The sequence below is a fragment of the Mesorhizobium sp. P160187 genome, from assembly GCF_057766425.1.
In genome coordinates this window covers 1377946-1394024 of sequence record NZ_JBYMDX010000004.1, presented here as the reverse complement: position 1 = coordinate 1394024, position 16079 = coordinate 1377946, and the positions used below count along the sequence as shown (strand labels likewise).

General features: G+C 64.1%; 16 protein-coding genes. 13 read left to right on the top strand and 3 right to left on the bottom strand.

The window, feature by feature from the left end; genetic code table 11:
* The first annotated feature begins 2 nt into the window (after positions 1-2).
* Positions 3-1055 carry a 3-carboxy-cis,cis-muconate cycloisomerase gene (locus AC3CCE_RS23745; protein ID WP_352626327.1) on the top strand — a complete coding sequence of 351 codons (1053 nt, stop codon included), beginning with the start codon at positions 3-5 and terminating at the stop codon, positions 1053-1055.
* Positions 1055-2227 (top strand): 4-hydroxybenzoate 3-monooxygenase, encoded by a 1173-nt coding sequence (gene pobA, locus AC3CCE_RS23740; RefSeq protein WP_352512550.1) that lies wholly within the window; start codon positions 1055-1057, stop codon positions 2225-2227. The genes AC3CCE_RS23745 and pobA overlap by 1 nt, the downstream gene beginning before the upstream one ends.
* A 13-nt stretch (positions 2228-2240) precedes the next feature.
* On the opposite strand, the gene pcaF is transcribed toward pobA, so the two are convergent.
* From pcaF to AC3CCE_RS23725, 3 genes are read right to left on the bottom strand one after another with little or no spacing between them, the layout of a single operon-like run.
* A complete protein-coding gene (pcaF, locus tag AC3CCE_RS23735; protein WP_352626326.1) occupies positions 2241-3446 on the bottom strand; it encodes a 3-oxoadipyl-CoA thiolase in 1206 nt (401 codons plus the stop codon).
* A gap of 1 nt (position 3447) precedes the next feature.
* Positions 3448-4236, bottom strand: a complete 789-nt coding sequence (locus AC3CCE_RS23730; RefSeq protein WP_023725442.1) for a CoA-transferase subunit beta — start codon at positions 4234-4236, stop codon at positions 3448-3450.
* Positions 4233-5090, bottom strand: a complete 858-nt coding sequence (locus AC3CCE_RS23725; RefSeq protein ID WP_023685266.1) for a CoA transferase subunit A — start codon at positions 5088-5090, stop codon at positions 4233-4235. Before AC3CCE_RS23725 ends, AC3CCE_RS23730 begins: the two co-directional genes overlap by 4 nt.
* Before the next feature lie 116 nt (positions 5091-5206).
* Between AC3CCE_RS23725 and AC3CCE_RS23720 the strand changes: the two genes are divergently transcribed.
* The 11 genes from AC3CCE_RS23720 to AC3CCE_RS23670 all read left to right on the top strand — a co-directional run bounded on the left by AC3CCE_RS23720 (position 5207) and on the right by AC3CCE_RS23670 (position 16059).
* Positions 5207-5977, top strand: coding sequence for an IclR family transcriptional regulator domain-containing protein (locus tag AC3CCE_RS23720; RefSeq protein WP_352512552.1), 771 nt, complete (start codon positions 5207-5209; stop codon positions 5975-5977).
* Positions 5978-6173: 196 nt separating this feature from the next.
* Positions 6174-6899 (top strand): GntR family transcriptional regulator, encoded by a 726-nt coding sequence (locus AC3CCE_RS23715; protein WP_352512554.1) that lies wholly within the window; start codon positions 6174-6176, stop codon positions 6897-6899.
* A gap of 3 nt (positions 6900-6902) precedes the next feature.
* Entirely contained in the window at positions 6903-7931 is a 1029-nt protein-coding gene (locus AC3CCE_RS23710; protein WP_352626325.1) for an ADP-ribosylglycohydrolase family protein, read from the top strand.
* Positions 7928-8902, top strand: coding sequence for a PfkB family carbohydrate kinase (locus AC3CCE_RS23705; RefSeq protein ID WP_023714831.1), 975 nt, complete (start codon positions 7928-7930; stop codon positions 8900-8902). The genes AC3CCE_RS23710 and AC3CCE_RS23705 overlap by 4 nt, the downstream gene beginning before the upstream one ends.
* A gap of 33 nt (positions 8903-8935) precedes the next feature.
* On the top strand, positions 8936-9997 hold the full coding sequence (locus AC3CCE_RS23700; RefSeq protein WP_023668165.1) for an ABC transporter substrate-binding protein: 1062 nt from the start codon (positions 8936-8938) through the stop codon (positions 9995-9997).
* A gap of 66 nt (positions 9998-10063) precedes the next feature.
* Positions 10064-10933: an ABC transporter permease gene (locus tag AC3CCE_RS23695; protein WP_023712105.1), complete on the top strand. Its 870-nt coding sequence runs from the start codon at positions 10064-10066 to the stop codon at positions 10931-10933.
* On the top strand, positions 10933-11721 hold the full coding sequence (locus tag AC3CCE_RS23690; protein WP_023712104.1) for an ABC transporter permease: 789 nt from the start codon (positions 10933-10935) through the stop codon (positions 11719-11721). The genes AC3CCE_RS23695 and AC3CCE_RS23690 overlap by 1 nt, the downstream gene beginning before the upstream one ends.
* The gene (locus AC3CCE_RS23685) at positions 11721-12788 is read left to right on the top strand and encodes an ABC transporter ATP-binding protein (RefSeq protein WP_023712103.1); all 1068 of its coding nucleotides are present in this window, start codon (positions 11721-11723) and stop codon (positions 12786-12788) included. The genes AC3CCE_RS23690 and AC3CCE_RS23685 overlap by 1 nt, the downstream gene beginning before the upstream one ends.
* Before the next feature lie 103 nt (positions 12789-12891).
* Positions 12892-13980 (top strand): Gfo/Idh/MocA family protein, encoded by a 1089-nt coding sequence (locus tag AC3CCE_RS23680; protein ID WP_023712102.1) that lies wholly within the window; start codon positions 12892-12894, stop codon positions 13978-13980.
* A 54-nt stretch (positions 13981-14034) separates the two neighbouring features.
* Complete coding sequence (locus tag AC3CCE_RS23675) at positions 14035-14949, top strand: sugar phosphate isomerase/epimerase family protein (RefSeq protein ID WP_023705643.1); 915 nt, start codon at positions 14035-14037, stop codon at positions 14947-14949.
* 18 nt (positions 14950-14967) lie between these two features.
* The gene (locus AC3CCE_RS23670) at positions 14968-16059 is read left to right on the top strand and encodes a fatty acid desaturase family protein (protein ID WP_023712101.1); all 1092 of its coding nucleotides are present in this window, start codon (positions 14968-14970) and stop codon (positions 16057-16059) included.
* The last annotated feature ends 20 nt before the right edge of the window (positions 16060-16079 follow it).

Genomic DNA, 16079 nt, shown 5'->3' with positions numbered 1-16079 from the left:
ACATGACCGTATCGCCCTTCGACCATCCGCTGCTCTCCGGCCTGCTCGGCGACGAGGAGGCGGCTCGGCATTTTTCGGTGGATGCGGAAATCGCCGCCATGCTCGATTTCGAGCGCGCGCTGGCGCAAGCGGAAGCCGAAAGCGGGATTATCGGCACGGATGCCGCCGCGGCTATTATACCTGTCCTGTTGTCATACAAGCCGGACACCGCGCGGCTGCGGGCCGGTGTGGCGAAGGATGGCGTGATCGTGCCCGAACTGGTGCGCCAGTTGAAGGCAGCGGTCGGCGCGCCGCACGACGCCGGCGTGCATTTCGGCGCAACCAGCCAGGACGTCATCGACACTGGCCTGGTGCTTCGGCTGCGCCGGCTCATTGAACATCTCGACCTGCTGCTGACTGAAAACATTCTGCGGCTGGTGGGGCTGGAAGAACGTTTTGGCAGCCGTGCATTGACAGCGATGACGCGCATGCAGCCGGCGATCCCAATTCAGGCGTCGGACCGCGTGGCGGTGTGGCGCACGCCGCTGCAACGGCATCAGCAGAGACTGTCGGAGCAATCCAAGCGTCTGCTCTTGGTGCAGTTTGGCGGCTCTGCCGGCACGCTGGAGAAGCTGGGCGACAAAGGACCTGCCGTGCGCGCGGCCCTTGCCGCAAAACTCGGCCTTGGCGATGCGCCGCAATGGCACAGCCAGCGCGATGCGCTGGCCGAATTCGCCGGGCTGCTATCGCTCATCACCGGCAGCCTCGGCAAGTTCGGCCAGGACGTTGCGTTGATGGCGCAAGAGGGAACCGACATCAAGCTGTCCGGCGGCGGCGGCTCGTCGGCCATGCCGCACAAGCAGAACCCGGTGAAGGCGGAAGTGCTGGTGACGCTGGCGCGCTTCAACGCCACCCAGCTTTCCGGCATGCACCAGGCGCTGGTGCATGAGCAGGAGCGCTCCGGTGCTGCCTGGACGCTGGAATGGCTGCTCTTGCCGCAAATGGCGATAGCGACCGCGGCTGCGCTACGGCTCGCCGCCGAACTCGCCGGACAGATCGAAAGCCTGGGACACTGATGCGCACAAAGATCGTCATTGTCGGCTCCGGACCGTCCGGGCTGCTGCTTGGCCAGCTTCTCGGCACCATTGGCGTCGAGACGGTGATCCTCGAACGTTCGAGCCGGGAGCATGTGCTTGGCCGGGTGCGGGCAGGGGTGCTCGAACAAGGCACCGTCGAGTTGCTCGAAGAGGCGGGCGCAGCTGCAAGGCTGCATGCCGAGGGCCTGCTGCATGCCGGCATCTCGCTTGCCTTCGGCGGCGGCCTGCACCGGCTCGACCTCACGGCACTGACTGGGGGAAAGCATGTCACCGTCTATGGCCAGACCGAAGTGACGCACGATCTGATGGACAAGCGCGAGGCGGCCGGGCTGACCACCGTCTATGAGGCCGCCAACGTCGCGCTGCATGGTTTCGATGGCGAGGCGCCTTACGTCACCTATAGCAAGGACGGCGTCGGCCATCGCATCGACTGCGACTTCATCGCCGGATGCGATGGCTATCACGGCGTCAGCCGCAAATCGGCGCCTGGGCGGGCGCTGAAAACCTTCGAGCGGACCTATCCCTTCGGCTGGCTCGGCGTGCTGGCCGAAGTGCCGCCGGCCGATCACGAACTGGTCTACGCCAACCATGAGCGGGGCTTTGCGCTGTGCTCGATGCGTTCGACGCATCGCAGCCGCTACTATGTGCAGGTCGCGGCTGACGAACAGGTCGACGCCTGGAGCGACGATCGCTTCTGGGACGAGTTGCGCAGTCGCTTGCCGGAACAGACCGCAGCCGCCGTCGTTACCGGCCCGTCCTTCGAAAAATCGATCGCGCCGCTGCGCTCCTTCGTCGCCGAGCCGATGCGCTTCGGCCGGCTGTTCCTGGTCGGCGACGCCGCCCATATCGTGCCGCCGACGGGCGCCAAGGGGCTCAACCTCGCCGCCAGCGACGTGCGCTATCTCTTTGCCGGGCTACGCGAATTCTATCTGGACAAATCACCAAGCGGGCTCGAGGCCTATTCAGCCAAGGCGCTGGCCAGAGTGTGGAAGGCGGTGCGCTTCTCCTGGTGGATGACGACGATGCTGCACCGCTTTCCCGATACGGGCGAGCTCGGCCAGCGCATCCAGGAAGCCGAGCTCGACTATCTCGTGCATTCGCAGGCAGCGTCGACCGCGCTGGCGGAGAACTATGTCGGTTTGCCGTATTGAGGGCGGTGCAAACTCAAACCCGTTCGAGCGCCACCGCGATGCCCTGGCCGACGCCGATGCACATGGTGGCCAGCGCATAGCGGGCGCTGCGCTCGCGCAGTTCCAGTGCCGCGGTGCCATTGATACGCGCGCCCGACATGCCCAAGGGATGACCAAGCGCGATGGCGCCGCCATTCGGATTGACGTGCTCCGCATCCTCGGAGATGCCGAGTTGGCGGAGCACGGCGATGCCTTGGGAGGCGAAAGCTTCGTTGAGCTCGATGACATCAAATTGCTGCGGTGTCAGGCCGAGGCGGGCGCAGAGCTTTTGTGTCGCCGGGGCAGGGCCGATGCCCATGATGCGTGGCGCCACGCCGGCAGCAGCGCCGCCGAGGACGCGGGCGATCGGCGTCAGGCCGTATTTTTTCACAGCCGCTTCGGAGGCGATGATCAGCGCTGCCGCGCCGTCATTGACGCCGGACGCGTTGCCGGCGGTGACGGTGCCGCCCTGGCGGAACGGCGTCGGCAATTTGGCTAGCGACTCGACCGTGGTGCCGGCGCGGGGATGCTCATCCTTCGATACGATAATCGCATCGCCCTTTTTCTGTGGGATCGTCACCGGGGTAATCTCCTTCGCCAGCCGGCCATTGGCCTGTGCCGCGACGGCCTTGTCCTGGCTGCGCACGGCAAAGGCGTCCTGGTCGGCGCGCGACACTGAAAAATCCTCGGCGACGTTCTCGCCGGTCTCCGGCATGGAATCGACGCCATATTGTTTCTTCATCAGCGGGTTGATGAAACGCCAGCCGATGGTGGTGTCGTGGATCTCGGCATGGCGCGAAAAGGCGGTCTCGGCCTTGGGCATGACGAAGGGGGCGCGGCTCATCGATTCGACGCCGCCGGCAATCATCAACTCGGCTTCGCCCGCCTTGATGGCGCGGGCGGCGATGGTGAGCGCGTCCATGCCGGACCCGCAGAGGCGATTGACGGTCGAGCCTGACACTTCCTGCGGCAATCCGGCGAGCAGGAGCGACATGCGCGCGACATTGCGATTGTCCTCGCCGGCCTGGTTGGCGCAGCCATAGACGACGTCGTCGATGGCCTGCCAGTCGATGCCGGAATTGCGCTCGACCAGCGCCTTCAGCGGAATGGCGCCGAGATCGTCGGCCCGCACCGACGACAGCGAGCCGCCGAAACGGCCGATCGGGGTGCGGATGTAATCGCAGATGAATGCCTCGGTCATGTCATGCGGCCTTTTCTTTTCCGCTTCCCTCATGCGCCGCCTTGGTGCGGGCCTGCAGGTCGCGCAATGTCGTCAGCTCGAGTTCCGTCGGCGCCGGCGTTTCGTCAAGCGCCTCGGCGAACTTTACGATCCAGCCACAGCTGTCCTGCACCTCAAGCCGCGTTGCGCCGGGATGCAACGACACCACGGTGAATTCCTTGCTCACCGGATCTGGCTTCCAGATGGCAAGGTCGGTGATCAGCAGCGTCGGCCCTGATGTCTCGATGCCGAGGCGCTGGCGATGGTCGCCGCCATCGCCATGGCCGAAGGAGGTGAAGAAGTCGATCTTCTCGACCATGCCGCGCTTGGACTGCGCCATGGTGATGTAGATCTCCTTCGACGAAGTGGCGATCTCCGGCGCGCCGCCGCCGCCGGGCAGGCGGGTCTTGGGATGCGCATAGTCGCCGATGATGGTGGTGTTGATGTTGCCGAACTTGTCGAGCTGGGCGGCACCGAGGAAACCGATCGAAATGCGGCCGCCCTGCAGCCAGTAACGAAACATCTCCGGCACCGAGACGGTCGTGACGGCGGTGTCGCAAAGTTCGCCGTCACCGATCGACAGCGGCAAAACATCGGGCGCGGTGCCGATGGTGCCGCTTTCATAGATCAGCGTGATGTCGGGCGCATGCGTCAGTCGCGCGACGTTGCAGGCGGCCGACGGCGCGCCAATGCCGACGAAGCAGACATCGTCGTTTTTCAGGGCTCGGCTGGCGGCAATCGTCATCATCTCATTGGGAGTAAAGCCGCTCATGCCGCGCTCCTCAGATGCTTTACGCGGCCGGCGAAATCGTCCGCCGTGCGCTCGAGGACATTGGCCTGCATCCAGGTCTGGAATTTTTCACGGTCGGCGGCGATGTCGTCCCATTCGAGATAGGCGGCGTTGTCCCTGGCATAGTAGCCGTGCGTGTAGGAGGGATGCGAACCGCCTGATACCACCGAGATCGCAGCGATGGTCCAGCGCGGCAGCACGGTGAGGTTGGGATGCAGGTCGTCGAAATTGTCGACGACTTCCTCTACCGTCACCACGGCGCGCTTGGCCGCGAGCACCGCTTCCTTCTGGATGCCGATAATGCCTTCGACCAGCACATTGCCTTTTTTGTCGGCCTTCTGAGCGTGGATGAAGGTCACGTCCGGTCGGATGGAAGGAACGGCGGCAAGCACCTCGCCGGTGAACGGGCAGGTGACCGAGCGGATGTTGGGATTGACTGCTGCCAGCCCGGCGCCGCGATAGCCGCGGAACACCGCGCAAGGCAGGCCGGCAGCTCCCGCCTCGTAGGCGTTGGCCATGCCGGCATGGCTGTGCTCCTCGATCTCGATCGACCGGGGGAAGCCGTTCTCGATGGCGTCGCGGGCGCGGCGCAGCAGGCCGACGCCGGGATTGCCGACATAGGAGAAGATGATCTTCTTGGCCATGCCCATGCCGATCATCTGGTCGTAGATCAGGTCGGGGGTCATGCGGATGAGCGTCAGGTCGCGAAAGCCCTGGCGGATGGCCTCATGCGCCGCCGCCGTCGGGATCAGATGCGTGAAGCCTTCGAAGGCGACCGTATCGCCATCATGCAGGTTCTCAGCCACGGCCTGTTTGAGCGGCAGGAAATTGACCATCGCCAAGAACTCCGAAGTTCAAAAAGTTCGTATTGCGAACATTTGTTTTGTATGAGATATTTTTACATCGCGCCGCCGAGACGAGTCAAGGCGGCGCATTGTCTTGCGGAGGCCGCATGGAGGACAAGGCAAAGACGCGCGACCATGTCGGCTCGCTGGAGCGCGGCCTTGCAGTCATGGAGATACTGGCCCGGCATCCGGCCGGGATGACGCTGACCGAAATGGCGGAGGAGGCGGGGCTGACCCGCGCCGGCGCGCGTCGCTTCCTGCTGACGCTGACCGCCACCGGCTATGCCACGCAATCCGGCCGGCAGTTTTCGCTGTCGCCGCGCCTGCTCGCCATCGTGCGCTCTTGGCTCGGCGGCGCCTCGCTGTGGACCTTCGCCGCACCCATCATGCGCGACGTGGCCGGCCAGTTCGACGAGGCCTGCAACGCTGCGGTGCTGTCAGGCGAGGATGTCGTCTATGTCGCGCGCATTCCCGGCCGCCGCATCCTCAGTGTTTCGCTCGATGTCGGCACCAGGCTGCCGGCGCATTGCACCTCGATGGGGCGCGTCCTGCTGTCGGGGCTGGGCGCGGATGAGTTGAAGGCCTTCCTTGCAGAAGCCAAGATCGAACGGCGGACGCCGAAGACGATCACCAGCCGCACCGCGCTGGCCAAGGCCATCGACGCGGCGAGGGCGGGTGGCTTTGCCGTCGTCGATGAAGAGCTGGAGCTTGGCCTGCGCTCGATCGCGGTGCCTATCTGTGACCGCGCAGGCAAGACCGTGGCGGCGATCAACGTCTCGGCGCAGTCGGCGCGGTTCTCCGTCGAGGCGATGGAGCGGGATATCCTGCCAGCGCTGCGGACGGCCAAGCAACAGATTGAGGAATTTTTCTTCGTGTGAGCGCAAGGCTAATCGCCTGAGGGAAGCGCTGCCCCCGCTCTGTCTCGGAGACAGGACGCCCTACGCGTTAGCGTCGCCATGCGAACCTGGGGCACCTGAGCACAACGCATATGCGTGAATCCAAATATATCGTTGACGTCGCCCTTCAACTCCAATATTGAACAGGACTATACAGGTTTATTGAACAGGTACCCTTATGAAGCGGCGCGCGGTTCAACTGTCTCCCGGCACGGGCAAGCCCGAGCAGATCGCCACCGTTCTCGAACATGAGATCCGCTCCGGCGTGCTTGGCTTCGGCGACCGCCTGCAAAGCGAGAACGAACTCGTCCAGCGCTTTTCCGTCAGCCGCAACACGGTCCGCAAGGGCCTCGAGGAGCTGTCCAGCCGTGGGCTGATCACCACCAAGGTCGGCATCGGCTCCTTCGTCACTTTCGACGGCAAGCCGGTCGATGACAGCATTGGCTGGTCGCGGGCGCTTGCCAATGCCGGCGCCAATGCCGAGACCCGGACGCTGCGGCTTGAAGTGATCGAGGATGCCGATCTTGCCGCGCTGCTTGGCATCGAAAGCCCGTTCTTCATCGCCGTCGACCGGGTGCGCACCAATGCCAGCGACGGCCATGCGATCTCCATCGAACGCAGCCGCCTGCCGCTGTCGCCCGAACTGGAGGACGTGCCGCTGCGTGGTCTGCGCGAAGGCTCGCTCCACCAGACGCTGCGAGCCGCCGGTCTCATTCCAGACCATGGCGAGGAATGGGTCGGCATCGAGATGCTCAACGCCGAAGACGCCACCATCCTCGGCTGCCCGCAAGGCACGCCGTTCCTGCGCGGACGCCGGCTGACGCGTGCGGCTGACGACCGGCCGATCGAATATGTCACCAGCCTGCTCAACCCGGCGCATTTCGCGCTGCATATGAGGTTTTGAGCGATGCCAGACAGCACCATTCTCGATCGCGCCATGGGCGCGCTTGTCGGGGGCGCGCTGGGCGATGCGCTCGGCATGCCGACACAGCTTCTGTCGCCGGCGCGGATCGCCGAGCTATACGGCCATGTCGAGGATTTCGTGGCGCCCTTCGCCGACCATCCGGTGTCGAAGGGGCTCGTTGCCGGCACCATCACCGACGATACCGAACAGGCGCTGCTGCTTGGTCGCATTCTGGTCCAGTCCGGCGACCGCTTCGACCATGCGCGCTGGGTGAACGCACTGCTCGACTGGGAGCGCGAGGTCAAGGCGCGCGGCAGCTATGACCTGCTGGGACCATCGACCAAGCGCGCCATCGACGCCATCAATGACGGCGTGCCGGCGGAAGAGGCGGGAAGCCGGGGCGACACCAATGGCGCGGCCATGCGCATCGCGCCGGTCGGCATCATGATGCCGCTGGAACCGCTCGACGCTTTTATCGCCAAGGTGGCGGAGACCTGCCGCGCGACGCACAACACCTCGATCGCCATTGCCACGGCTGCCGCCGTCGCCGCCGCCGTCAGCCGTGGCGTCGCCGGCGGCGACTGGCGTGCCGCTTCCGACAGCGCGGTAGCAGCCGCGCGGCGAGGCGCCAGGCTCGGACATTGGGTGACTGGTGGCGATATCGCCGCGCGTATCGCCTGGGCGCAGGAGCTCGTGCGCGGCAAGACCACGCGGGATGCGATCGGGCTCATCACCGATCTCGTCGGCACCGGTGTGGCCAGCCAGGAGTCCGTGCCGGCAGCTTTCGCCGTGCTTGAAGTCGCGCAGGGCGATCCCTGGCAAGCGGCAATCATCAGCGCCAATCTCGGCGGCGACACCGACACGATCGGCGCGATTGCCTCAGGCATGGCCGGCGCCTGCGTCGGCTTTTCGCAACTGCCGCAACAACACATTGCCGGGCTCGTCGGCATAGATATGGGGGAGGTGCGCTCGCTTGCCGAAGACCTCGTCGCGGCGCGCACGGCAAAGGCCAGCAAGGATGCCGCGGCATGAGTGGGCGTCTGGTCCATATCGGCAGCGCCGTCGTCGACTATGTCTACCGCATCGACGCCTTGCCGGCGCCGGGCTGCGAGAAGACCGCGTCGAGCTTTGCGCAGGTCGCCGGCGGCGGCTTCAACATGATGGTCGCGGCCAGCCGCACCGGCATGACGGTTGTGTTCGGCGGCCAGCTCGGCAGCGGACCGAATGGCGATTTCTTGCGCGCCGCGTTTGCGGCCGAAGGCATCATAACGCTGACGTCGCCATCGCCGGTCATGGACAGCGGCAATTGCGTCGCCATGATCTCCGGGGATGCCGAGCGCACCTTCGTGTCGTGGCCCGGTGCGGAGAGCTTTCTCAGCCTCGAGATGATGAGGCCCGTGGTGGTCGCGCCTGATGATTGGGTGTTCACGTCGGGCTATACGCTGAGCTATTCCGGCAGCCGCGACGCGCTGACCGACTGGATCGAGGCGCTGCCAGAAAACATTCCCTTCGTTTTCGATCCAACGCCGGTCATCGCGGATATCCCACGTCCCATCCTTTCGCGGGTGCTTGCCCGTACGACATGGCTGAGCTGCAACATGACGGAAGCGGTCGAGATCGCTGGGCAAGGCGATGTCGAGGCACTCGCCGCCCGGCTGCTCGCCGACCACTGCCCAAAGGCCGAAGGCGTCGTTATCCGCGCCGGCGCCAAGGGCTGTTTCGTGAGGTTGGTCAATGGCGAGACGCAGACCATTGCCGGCTTCAAGGTCGATGCCATCGACACCAATGGCGCCGGCGACACCCATATCGGCGGTTTCGTCAGTGCACTCTCGCGCGGCGTGCATCCCTTCGAGGCGGCGCGCTATGCCAATGCGGCGGCAGCACTTTCCGTCACCCGCCATGGCGGCTCATCGGCGCCGACCGACAGCGAGATCCAGACTTTCCTGAGCCAGGCCGCCACGGGCGAGCCGGGCCAGAACCAGAAGGCCCATCAGACAGCCTGACCCGCCAAGCGGGCAAACAAGAGAGGAACGAACATGCGCATGCCAAGACTGACTGCCCTGCTGACGGCGACCGCCGTCATCACCTCCGCGCTCACGCTGGCCGCCAGTGCCGCCGAAGTGCATGTGCTCAACTGGAAGGGCTACGGCGCTGACGAGCCGTGGGCGATCGAAGCCTTCGAAAAGGCGACCAGCAACAAGGTCGTCAACGACTTCTTCAATTCCGAACAGGAAATGCTGACCAAGATCCGCACCAATCCGGGCCTCTATGACGTGGTCATGATCAACGCCGCCTTCAACGATCAGGCGATGGCGGAAAAGCTGATCCAGCCGATCGATGTCTCGAAGCTGCCGAACTATGCCGACATCAGCAAGGACAAGGCGCAATCGCCGATGCTCGACCATGACGGCAAGGTCTATGGCGTGCCGTGGGTGTGGGGCCTGACGGCGCTGGCAATCAACGAAAAGTCCTTCGACAAGCCACCGACCTCGATCGCCGAAATGTGGGACCCAGCGCATAAGGGCCGGGTCGTCATTCGCGACGACGCTGTCGAAGCGGTGCAGTTCGGCGCCATCGCCACCGGTCAGAATATCAACGACATCAAGGATATGGAAGCGGTCAAGGCGAAGCTGACCTCGCTGATGCCGCAGATCAAGACGTTCTGGAGTTCGGAGAACGACTGGAACCAGATGGTCGCCTCCAACCAGATCGACATCGGCACCTATTGGAGCGGCTCGGCCGATCGCGCCAAGACCCACTTCAAGCTGCCGGTCTCGCTGGTCGTTCCGCAGGAAGGCGCCGTCGCCTGGCTCGACGCGTTCTCGATCCCGGTGGGCTCGAAGAATGTCGAAGGTGCGCAGGCCTTCATCAACTGGATGATCGATCCGAAATTCTATGTCGAATGGGTCACCAAGGTCGGCGCTCCGGTGTCGGCCAACACCAAGGCGGTGGAAGCGCTGCCTGAAGACTCCTTCAACCGCAAGGTGATGGGCGATCCCGAGGTGGCCAAGCGCATCCAGTTCCAGGCGCCGATCACCGACGCGCAGCGCGAGGCCTATCTGGCGCTGTGGCAGCAGCTCAAAGTCGACGTGAAGTAACGCTCACGTCCGGACCAGCCGGCGGTTGGCGCCGGCTGGCCCTTCAATCCTGGGGAGGAGGGTATCATGGCGGTACAGGGTGCGGTCGCGTCGCGCAGCGGGCTGAGATCGGCCCTGCCGCTGCTGGCGCCGGCCTATCTCTGGCTGACGGTGGCGATCTTCCTGCCGCTCTCGGCCATGGTGTTCTTCTCCTTCATGACCGACCTGCCGCTGTCGGGAAAGCCGTGGGCCTTGACCCTTGGCAATTACGCCGCCTTCTTCTCGCAGAGCCTGTACCTGACGCTGCTGCTCGCTTCGCTGCGGCTCGGCCTCGAAGTGACTTTGTGGTGCGTCGTCATCGGTTATCCCGCAGCCTATGTGTTGGCCAAGGTGCTGAAGGGGCGCAGCCGCGAGGCGATCTTCCTGCTGGTCATCCTGCCGTTCTGGTCGAACGGGCTGGTGCGCATCTTCTCCTGGGCGATGGTGCTGCGCGAGGGCGGCATCCTCGACACGGCGCTCAACGCCGTGCTGCCGTTCAATATCAACATCGACCTGATGTATTCCTACCCCGCAGTCATCATCGGCCTGGTGCACTCCTACGTGCCCTACATGGTGCTGACCTGTTACCTCACTTTGCAGGCCATCGACGACTCGCTGATCGAGGCCGGACGTTCGCTGGGCGCCTCGCGGCTGCAGGTGCTGAAGCGGGTGATCATCCCGCTGTCTATGCCCGGCCTGGTGGCAGGTGCGGCACTGATCTTCGTGCCGGTCGTCGGCTCGTTCATGGAGCCGCGCATTCTCGGCGGCCGCACCGGCACGTTCTATGGCACGGTGATCGAGGACCAGTTCGTCGCCGTCTTCAACTGGCCGCTGGGGGCGGCGCTTTCCTTCATCCTGCTGGCGGTGGTGCTGGTGATCCTGGCGGTTGCCTCGCCGGTGCTGCGGAGGGCTGCTTGATGATGACGACCCGCATAATCGAAGGACTAGGCCGCTTCTACATCGGACTGCTGCTCGTCTTCCTCTATCTGCCGATCATCATCATGGCGCTGATGTCGTTCAACGTCTCGCCCTTCTACCAATTGCCGTTCGAATGGACGACGGAATGGTATGCCTCGCTCTGGCAGAACGACCAGCTGATCGCGGCGACCTGGAACAGCCTCGAGATCGCGGTCATCACCACGCTCATCTCAGTGGTGCTTGGCTCGGCCGCTTCGCTGGCGCTCTTCCGCTACGACTTCCGCGGCAAGAAAGTGCTGCAGGCGCTGCTGTTTCCGCCGATCGCCATTCCGTGGCTGATCACCGGCACGGCGATGCTGATCTTCTTCTTCGGCGTCGGCATTGGCCGCGGCCTGTTAGCCATCCTGCTCGGCCATGTGGCGCTGGCGCTGCCCTATGTCATCGTCGTCGTCTCGGCCCGGCTGCAGACTTTTGCACCGGAGCTGGAAGAGGCGGCGCGCTCGCTCGGCGCCAACCAGTGGCAGGTGACCGCGCGTGTGACGCTGCCGTGGATCATGCCCGGCGTCATTGCCGGCGGCTTGTTCGCATTTGCCGTGTCGTTCGACCAGTTTGTCGTCTCCTACTTCCTGGCGACGCCGGGGCAGACGACGCTGCCGGTCGAAATCTACGCCGCGATCCGCAAGGGGTTCACGCCCGAGATCAACGCGGTCTCGACCATCATCATTGTCGTGTCGATGGCGCTGATGCTGTTCACGGCGCGCTTCTTCAAATTCGGCGGAGAGAAATAATGGCCGGCGTGCAGGTATCGAACGTCTCCCGCAGTTTTGGCGCGCACAAGGCGCTGGACCACGTCTCCATCGATTTCGCCGATGGCGGTTTCTATGGGCTGCTTGGCCCCTCGGGCAGCGGCAAGACCACGCTGCTCAGGCAAATCGCCGGCTTCGACTTTCCCGACTCCGGCCGCATCGCCATTGGCGGCGAGAGCGTCGAACGGGTGCCGGTCGAAAAGCGGCGCATCGGCATGGTGTTCCAGAACTATGCGCTGTTTCCCAATATGAGCGTCGCCGATAATGTCGCCTTCGGCCTGTCGGTGCGCGGCGAAACGAAAGCGACGATCGCCACCGAAGTGCAGCGCGCGCTCGATCTGGTTCAGCTCGGCAAGCTCGGCGAGCGCCGGCCGCACCAGCTCTCCGGCGGCCAACGCCAGCGTGTGGCGCTGGCGCGCGCCATCGTCACCAAGCCGCGCGTGCTGTTGCTCGACGAGCCGCTCGGCGCGCTCGACAAGGCGCTGCGCGTCGACATGCAGATCGAGCTGAAGCGCATCCAGCGCGAGATCGGCATCACCACCATCTTCGTCACCCACGACCAGGAAGAGGCGCTGACGATGAGCGACCGCATCGGCATATTGCGGGACGGCAGGCTCGTGCAGGAAGGGCCGCCGGAGGAAATCTACGACCGGCCGAAGAGCGAATTCGCCGCCACCTTCCTTGGCGACGCAAACATTTTTCGCGGCGATGCGACCGGCAACGGCATCCGGCTGCCTGACGGCACGGCGATCGCCGCCGGGGTGGGTGATCGGCTTGCCGCCGGTACGAAGGCCAGCTGCGCCGTGCGTCCCGAACGCATTCGCATCGCGACCGATGCCGGGGTTGCGGATGCGGCCAATGCCAACGCTCTGAAGGGCCAGATCTCCAAGCGCATTTTCGCCGGCAACAACAGCACCTATTTCGTCGAGCGTGCCGGCCAGACGTTGAAAGTCATCGTCCAGAATACCGGCAGTGACCGGCTGGCCGAGGGCCAGAATGTAATGCTCAGCTGGTCGCCGGAAAGCACCGTGCTGATTGCCGCAAACTAGTTCGCACCGTCACCCCGGCATGGTTCTGATGGGAATTGATGGAGCGGACCTTGGCTGATGGGCCGGCCATGGCGTTATATCCTGTCGTCCAAGGGAGGAATGGATGGCAGGCCAGGGTTTCGAGCCGGATGTGAGGGTTCGCACCAGCGAATACCGGATCGGTTGCATCGGCGCCGGCATGATCATGGCCGAATGCCATCTTGCCGCCTATGCGCAGGCCGGTTTCCCAGTCGTCGCCATCGCCTCGCGCACCAAGACCAGCGCCGAGAAGGTGGCGAAGCGCTGGAGCATTGCGACCGTCCACGACACACCGGAACAGCTGATCGAGGATTCTGAGGTCGAGATCGTCGACCTTGCCTTTCCGCCCGACCAGCAGCCGGCGCTGATCCGCCATGCGCTGAAGCAGCCTCACATCAAGGCGATCCTGGCGCAGAAGCCACTGGCGCTGTCGGTCGATGAAGCCGTGAAGCTGCGCGACGAGGCAGCCAAGTCAGGCAAGATCCTCTCGGTCAACCAGAACATGCGCTACGACCAGTCGATGCGCGTCCTGAAGCAGATCATCGACAGCGGCGCGCTGGGCGACATCGTCTTTGCGCAGATCGACATGCATGCGATCCCGCACTGGCAGACTTTCCTTCAGGACTACGACCGGCTGACGCTCGCCAATATGAGCGTGCATCATCTGGACGTGCTGCGCTTCCTGTTCGGCGATCCCTCGGAAATCACCACGCTGACGCGCAAGGATCCGCGCACGACATTCGACCATTCAGACGGCATCACCGTCTCGACGCTGCGCTTTCCCTCCGGCGTGCTCGCCGTGTCGCTGGAGGATGTCTGGTCCGGACCGCGCCAGGAGGGCTATGAGGACGACCAGCACATCAACTGGCGCGTCGACGGCACCAAGGGTGTCGCCAAAGGCACGATCGGCTGGCCGAAAGGCGTGGCCTCGACGCTGACCTATGCGTCGACCAAGACGACCGGCGGCGAATGGGTCAGCCCGAGCTGGGACACGATGTGGTTCCCGCATGCCTTCATCGGCGTGATGGAGCAATTGCAGCATGCGGTGAAGACAGGCGCGCCGCCGGCGCTCTCCGTCGCCGATAACGTCAAGACAATGGCACTGGTCGAGGCGGGCTACCGCTCGATGGCGCAAGGCCGCACCGTCAAACTGTCCGAGATATCGATCGACTGAACATGCCGCCGAATAGTGTGGCGGCTGAATCGCTTACCGGGAGGAGTTCACATCATGATGCAGGCAGGTATCTTCACCGGCTATTTCCCCTATGAGCTGGCGGAGGCCGCCCGCCGCATCCGTGCACTCGGCTTCAACACAGTGCAGCTCGACATGCATTTCAGGGATGTCGATCTCACGGCCGGGCAGATCACCGGGGACAAGGCGAGGACAGTGCGCGACACGTTTCGCGACCACAATCTGCCGGTCTGCTGCATCTCGGGCTACACCAACATCATCCATCCCGACAAATCCGAGCGCGAGAAGCGCGTCGGCTATCTCAAGGAAATCATCCGCAATGCGCGCGACTTCGGCTCGCCCTACGTGATCTCGGAGACCGGCACCTACAACACCGAATCCGACTGGGTGCATCATCCCAAAAACAAGACCGAGGAAGGCTTCGAGGAATGCCGCAAGGTGATCTCGGATCTTGCCCAGACGGCTTACGACCATGGCGCGGTGTTCCTGCTCGAAACCTATGTCAACAATGTCGTCGGTTCGGTCGAGGAGACGGTCAAAATGTTCGCGCAGGTCGACCATCCGGGCCTCGGCCTGCTGATGGATCCGACCAATTATTTCGAGGCGCACAATATCGACCGCATGGACCAGGTGCTGAACCAGGTGTTCGACACGCTGGCCGACAAGATCCGCATCGCGCACGCCAAGGACGTCAAGCGCTCAGGCAGCGACAAGACCGAGAAGCATGCCGATATCGGCGACGCGGACGCGCATGAGGGGCTGACCTTCCGCGGCGTCGGCGAGATCGAGCTGCCGGCGCCCGGGCTGGGATCGCTGAATTACGATCTCTATCTGCAGCGGCTCAGTGAGAAGCACCCGAACATCCCTGTTATCATCGAGCATCTGACCGAGGACGACGTGCCGCGCGCAAAGACATTCCTCGACGGGAAATTCCGCGCCAACGGTCTCTAAGGGCAGGGCGAGACGGTGATGGCGACGGCCAAGACAAAGCGCGATTACGGCCTGGTCGGCGAAAGCACCCGCCGGGCGATCGAGACCGGGCTGGCCTCGGCCGAGTGGTATCACACCGACGTGCCGCGCAAGGCAATGAAGGAAATGATGCAGCGCTCCGACGGGCCGGCGATCCGCGATACGGTGATCTGGATCGCAGCCATCCTGGGCTCGGCCGCCGGCATCGTGTGGTTCTGGGGCACGTGGTGGGTGGTGCCGTTCCTGCTCGTCTATGGCGTGCTCTATGGATCGTCGAGCGATTCGCGCTGGCACGAATGCGGCCATGGCACCGCCTTCCGCACACGCTGGATGAACGATGCGATCTACGAAATCGCCAGCTTCATGGTGGTGCGCAATCCGGTGCAATGGCGCTGGAGCCATGCGCGGCATCACACCGACACGATCATCGTCGGCCGTGACGCCGAGATCGCGGTAATGCGGCCGCCAAATCTGGTCAAGGCGGCGCTTGCCTTCACCGGCATTCTCGATTTCCGTTATTCGCTGCCGATCCTGGCGCGCCAGGCGTTGGGCAAGCTGTCGGACGACGAAAAGAGCTACATTCCTGAGACCGAACAGGGCAAGGCCATCACGGCGGCGCGCTGGCATGTCGCCGTGTACGTTGCGACGATCGCCCTCGCGATCGCGCTGGGTTCATGGCTGCCGCTGGTGCTGATCGGCCTGCCGCGTTTTTATGGCAGCTGGCACATGGTTCTGACCGGCCTGCTGCAGCATATCGGGTTGGCCGACAATGTCGTCGACCACCGGCTGAACACGCGCACCGTCTACATGAACCCGGTCAGCCGCTTCATCTACTGGAACATGAATTACCACGTCGAGCATCACATGTTTCCGATGGTGCCCTACCATGCGCTGCCGAGGCTGCACGAGCTGGTCAAGCACGACCTGCCGGCGGCGAACCCGTCCATGTGGCATGCCTATCGCGAGGTCTGGCCGGTGCTGCTGAAGCAGCTGCGGTACGAGGATTATTTCCTCAAGCGCGAATTGCCGCCGACGGCGCGGCCCTATCGCGGTGAATTTCACGAGCTCGATATGTCGGCGGCGGCCGAGTAGCGAATAAACCACCCGCCTTC

Coding starts and splice junctions, on each gene's coding strand:
- AC3CCE_RS23690 (WP_023712104.1), top strand. CDS start 10,933: ATGATGACGACCCGCATAATCGAAGGACTAGGCCGCTTCTACATCGGA.
- pcaF (WP_352626326.1), bottom strand. CDS start 3,446: ATGACCGAGGCATTCATCTGCGATTACATCCGCACCCCGATCGGCCGT.
- AC3CCE_RS23715 (WP_352512554.1), top strand. CDS start 6,174: ATGAAGCGGCGCGCGGTTCAACTGTCTCCCGGCACGGGCAAGCCCGAG.
- AC3CCE_RS23695 (WP_023712105.1), top strand. CDS start 10,064: ATGGCGGTACAGGGTGCGGTCGCGTCGCGCAGCGGGCTGAGATCGGCC.
- AC3CCE_RS23705 (WP_023714831.1), top strand. CDS start 7,928: ATGAGTGGGCGTCTGGTCCATATCGGCAGCGCCGTCGTCGACTATGTC.
- AC3CCE_RS23730 (WP_023725442.1), bottom strand. CDS start 4,236: ATGAGCGGCTTTACTCCCAATGAGATGATGACGATTGCCGCCAGCCGA.
- AC3CCE_RS23710 (WP_352626325.1), top strand. CDS start 6,903: ATGCCAGACAGCACCATTCTCGATCGCGCCATGGGCGCGCTTGTCGGG.
- AC3CCE_RS23680 (WP_023712102.1), top strand. CDS start 12,892: ATGGCAGGCCAGGGTTTCGAGCCGGATGTGAGGGTTCGCACCAGCGAA.
- AC3CCE_RS23745 (WP_352626327.1), top strand. CDS start 3: ATGACCGTATCGCCCTTCGACCATCCGCTGCTCTCCGGCCTGCTCGGC.
- AC3CCE_RS23675 (WP_023705643.1), top strand. CDS start 14,035: ATGATGCAGGCAGGTATCTTCACCGGCTATTTCCCCTATGAGCTGGCG.
- AC3CCE_RS23720 (WP_352512552.1), top strand. CDS start 5,207: ATGGAGGACAAGGCAAAGACGCGCGACCATGTCGGCTCGCTGGAGCGC.
- pobA (WP_352512550.1), top strand. CDS start 1,055: ATGCGCACAAAGATCGTCATTGTCGGCTCCGGACCGTCCGGGCTGCTG.
- AC3CCE_RS23700 (WP_023668165.1), top strand. CDS start 8,936: ATGCGCATGCCAAGACTGACTGCCCTGCTGACGGCGACCGCCGTCATC.
- AC3CCE_RS23725 (WP_023685266.1), bottom strand. CDS start 5,090: ATGGTCAATTTCCTGCCGCTCAAACAGGCCGTGGCTGAGAACCTGCAT.
- AC3CCE_RS23670 (WP_023712101.1), top strand. CDS start 14,968: ATGGCGACGGCCAAGACAAAGCGCGATTACGGCCTGGTCGGCGAAAGC.
- AC3CCE_RS23685 (WP_023712103.1), top strand. CDS start 11,721: ATGGCCGGCGTGCAGGTATCGAACGTCTCCCGCAGTTTTGGCGCGCAC.